The sequence below is a fragment of the Actinomadura sp. 7K507 genome (genome assembly GCF_004348425.1).
Classification (GTDB): Bacteria; Actinomycetota; Actinomycetes; order Streptosporangiales; family Streptosporangiaceae; genus Spirillospora.
In genome coordinates, this window is the sequence record NZ_SMKK01000428.1 from 1 (window position 1) to 3,593 (window position 3,593).

Genomic DNA, 3,593 nt, shown 5'->3' on the forward strand with positions numbered 1-3,593 from the left:
CGGCCACCATCGCCATCAACGGCACCCACCAGACCTTCGCCCCCGCCATCCCCGACAAGCAGCAAGCCATCCTCAACGCGATCCAGAACCCAGACCCTCACGCACTAAGCGAATGAGCCAACTCAGGTTCGACGTGAGGCATTAGGCGCCGCGCTTGACGGGCGTGCTGCCCGTTGGTTCGTCGGGGAAGCGTCAGCGCGGTCTGTGGTAGACGATGCCGTCGGGGGAGCCCTCGGTCCAGGCGGCCGGGTCGGTCAGGTGACCGTCGTAGGGGCCGACCTTGGTCACCGTGCGGCCGTCCCTGAACACCAGTTGCAGGCCGTGTTCCGGCTCCCAATCGCATTCGCATTCCAGCGACACGTAGACGTGCCCGTCGCCGGGCGAATCGCGGGCGACCATCGGCTCGTCCCCGAGCCGGATGTGGTCGAGTACATCGTCTGGGCCTTTGATTTCGACGTACCAGTCGTCGTCACCGGCGGCCAAAATGTCGTCCGTGATATCGCGGTAGTAGGCGAAGATCGACGGTGCGGCCGCGGTCAGCGCCGACCGGTCGAGCGACAGGAACGTTCGGATCGCGGCGTGGAAGTCCTCGGGTGCGGGGTCATCGACATAGCCGTCGACATAGAAGCGGCGGGGTTCGCCGCCCAGTACCGGCACGGGAACAGGCTCGCTCTGGTACCAGCCCAGTTCGGCATCCTCGACGAGCAGGCCGAGGCCGGGAATCCGCATGCAACCAGACTAGGTGGAGCCGACCAACGCCGCCGTCCCCTGAATATTCAGGCGGCGGCGAGCAGGGTTTCGGCGATCGTGCGGGCGCGGCGGGCGGGTTCGGGGGAGCGTAGGCGCAGCGCGGTCACGATCGCTCCGTCCAGCAGCAGGACGAACTGCGCGGCGAGGTCGGCGTGCTCGGCGTGCCCGGCCTTGGCCAGCAGTTCCCCGACGTAGTCGGTGACCGCGCGCTTGTGCTCCTCGGCCAGCCGATAAACCGCGTGGTCGGTGTCGGCGATCTCGGCCATCGCGTTGATGAACGAGCACCCGCGGTAGTCGTCGTCGAAGCTCGCCTCCAGCGCGTCGAAAAGGGCCAGGGGATCGTCGCCGCGCGAGGCGACGTCCTCCGCCAGGGCCTGGCGCCATTTCTCGTCCCGTTCCCGCAGGACCGCCGTCACCAGGTCGTCCTTGCTCGCGAAATGGCGGTAGAAGGACGCCCTGCCCACACCGGACCGCTCAAGCAGGCGCTCCACCCCGACTGCGCGGATGCCCTCGGCGTAGAAGAGGTCCTCGGCGGCCTGGACCAGGCGTTCACGAGCGCGCGTAGCCATGCCACCGACGATAGCGCGACTTGACCAAAAACGGAACCGATCAGTACCGTCACGCTTCATCAGATGGAACTGATCAGTACCGTTTTGGGGGTCGTGGTGGCCGGTGACGGATGGACGCGGCGGGCGCGCTGGAGCGTGCCCGCCCTGGGGTTCGGAGTTTTCGCGGTCGGGACGGACGAGTTCGTGCTCGCCGGCATGCTGCCTTTGCTCGGCGACACTTTCGAGATCCCGATCACTACGGCCGGGCAGGTGGTGACCGCTTTCGCGCTGGTCTGTGCGGTGCTGGCACCGGTCCTAGGCACGCTGACCGCCCGCTGGCCGCGGCGCCGGATCCTGCTGCTCGCACTCGGCGTCTACCTGGCGGGCAACGCCGCCACCGCGATCGCGCCGACGTTCTCTTCCCTGGTGGCCGCACAGATGGTCGCCGCGGCCGGGGCCGGGCTGTTCGTGCCGGCCGCGGCGGTCACGGCGGCCGCGCTCGTTCCCGCCGAGCGCCGTGGACGGGCGATCGCCGTGGTCACCACCGGCTTCACCGCGGCCACCGCCCTGGGCGCCCCCATCGGGACCGTCCTTGGAGGGGCGCTCGGATGGCGCGCGACCGTGTGGTTCCTGGCCGGCCTGTCAGTGCTCGGCATGGTGTGCGTCCTGGCCTTGGTACCGAGGCAGATCGCCGCACCGGCACCCGAGCGCCTGGGCGAGCGGCTGCGCCCGCTGCGCGACCCGCGCGCGCTCGCCCTGATGGGCACCACCCTGGCCGGCTTCACGGCCGTCTACATCCCCTACACCTACATCTCCGCCGTCTTCGAGCCCGCGACCGGCGGGGACACCGGTCGCCTGGCCACGCTGCTGTTCGTCTTCGGCGTGGTCGGCACGCTGGCCAACTACGCGGGCGGGACGCTGGCCGACCGGCTCGGCGGGCGTGCCGTCGCGTCCGGCGCGATCGCACTACTGGTCGCCGCGCTGCTCGTGATGCCCCTGACCACAGGCTCCCTGGCGGCCGCGGCGGTGATGGTTGTGGCCTACGGAGTCCCGGCCTGGGCGCTGACGACGCCGCAACAGCACCGGCTGATCGCACTGGATCCGGCCTCGGCGTCGGTGTACGTGTCACTCAACGCCGCCATCCTCTACCTGGCGATCTCTCTGTCGGGCATGGCGGGGGCCGCCGGCATCGGATGGTTCGGCGCCGACCGGCTCGCTCCGGCCGCCGCCGTGATCGCGCTGCTCGCCCTGGGACTGTCAGAGCTGGCCCACCACCTCACCCGACGGACGGTCGACCACCCGCCGCGCCGCGCTCCAAGGACGATGGCGGATCGTTCGGCTGGTCGCAGTACATGACTCCAGGGACGGGCCTCGCCTGGGACGCTGCGGCCTGTAGCTTCTGCGGGTGCGAGTTGTGTGGACGACGAGTTCGGGGGCCGATCCCCGTCTGCGCCGGGTGCTTCCGGGAATCCGGGCCGACGCCGTCGTCGGCGCCGTGGTCGGTGGGGTGCCCGTCTATGTGACGGCGACCGAGCCGCACTACGACGGCGATTGTGCCCGTCCCGGCACCCACGACTGCGCCGCGACGGCGGTACAGGTATGGGATGCCGCGACCGGCGAGCCGGTGCGCACCGTTGACGATGCCGGTGGCAGACACCTCGTCGTCACGGTCGTTGACGGCCGGACGGTGGCCGTTACCTGCGACTGGAGCGACACCCCGAAGTTGATCGACCTGGAGTCCGGGGTGGTGCTGGGTGGGCTCGCCGGTCACGAGGACCTCGTGCAGGGACTGGCGACCGTGGAACTCCAGTACGGACCGGCCGTGGTGTCGGTCGCTTGGGACCAGACCATCCGCGTTGTGCACCTGACTACCGGTGAAGCTCGGGTGTTCGACGCTGGGGAGCGGCTCGATTCCGTGGCGGTGGTCGTCGTCGGCGGACGCGCCGTCGCGGCGGTCGCGGGCAAGGTCGCCGGGCTCTGGGACCTGGAGCTCGGCGTGCGGATCGGTTCCCTCCCCGCCACCGCGAAGGTGCGGAAGATCGCTACCTGGCCGGACGGGGGCGCGCTGGTCGGCCTGCTCTCGTGGCAGGACGACGTGGAGGTGTGGGACGTCTTGGAACGCGGCCTGATCTGCCGGATGACCGGCCATCGGATGTCGCAGGACATCGTGAGCTTCCCCCCGTTGCACGGACACCCGAGGTGAGGTCACTCGACGGCGTCTGAGGGCAGGTTGAGCCCTTCGAACGTGACGGGGCTATGCATCCCAATACTGGAATGCCGCCTGTATGGATTATA

4 protein-coding genes are annotated in these 3,593 nt (G+C 69.6%); 2 read left to right on the forward strand and 2 right to left on the reverse strand.

Annotation, left to right across the window (positions count from 1 at the left end; all coding sequences use genetic code 11):
- Positions 1-192 precede the first annotated feature (192 nt).
- Together E1285_RS43865 and E1285_RS43870 are read right to left on the reverse strand one after the other, a co-directional pair.
- Positions 193-729 carry a hypothetical protein gene (locus tag E1285_RS43865; protein WP_132160826.1) on the reverse strand — a complete coding sequence of 179 codons (537 nt, stop codon included), beginning with the start codon at positions 727-729 and terminating at the stop codon, positions 193-195.
- Positions 730-776: 47 nt separating this feature from the next.
- Positions 777-1,319, reverse strand: a complete 543-nt coding sequence (locus E1285_RS43870) for a TetR family transcriptional regulator (protein WP_132160827.1) — start codon at positions 1,317-1,319, stop codon at positions 777-779.
- A gap of 63 nt (positions 1,320-1,382) precedes the next feature.
- Here E1285_RS43870 and E1285_RS43875 point away from each other — a divergent pair, with 63 nt between their 5' ends.
- Positions 1,383-2,654, forward strand: a complete 1,272-nt coding sequence (locus tag E1285_RS43875) for an MFS transporter (RefSeq protein ID WP_132160828.1) — start codon at positions 1,383-1,385, stop codon at positions 2,652-2,654.
- A gap of 49 nt (positions 2,655-2,703) precedes the next feature.
- Positions 2,704-3,501 (forward strand): WD40 repeat domain-containing protein, encoded by a 798-nt coding sequence (locus E1285_RS43880; protein ID WP_132160829.1) that lies wholly within the window; start codon positions 2,704-2,706, stop codon positions 3,499-3,501.
- Positions 3,502-3,593 lie beyond the last annotated feature (92 nt).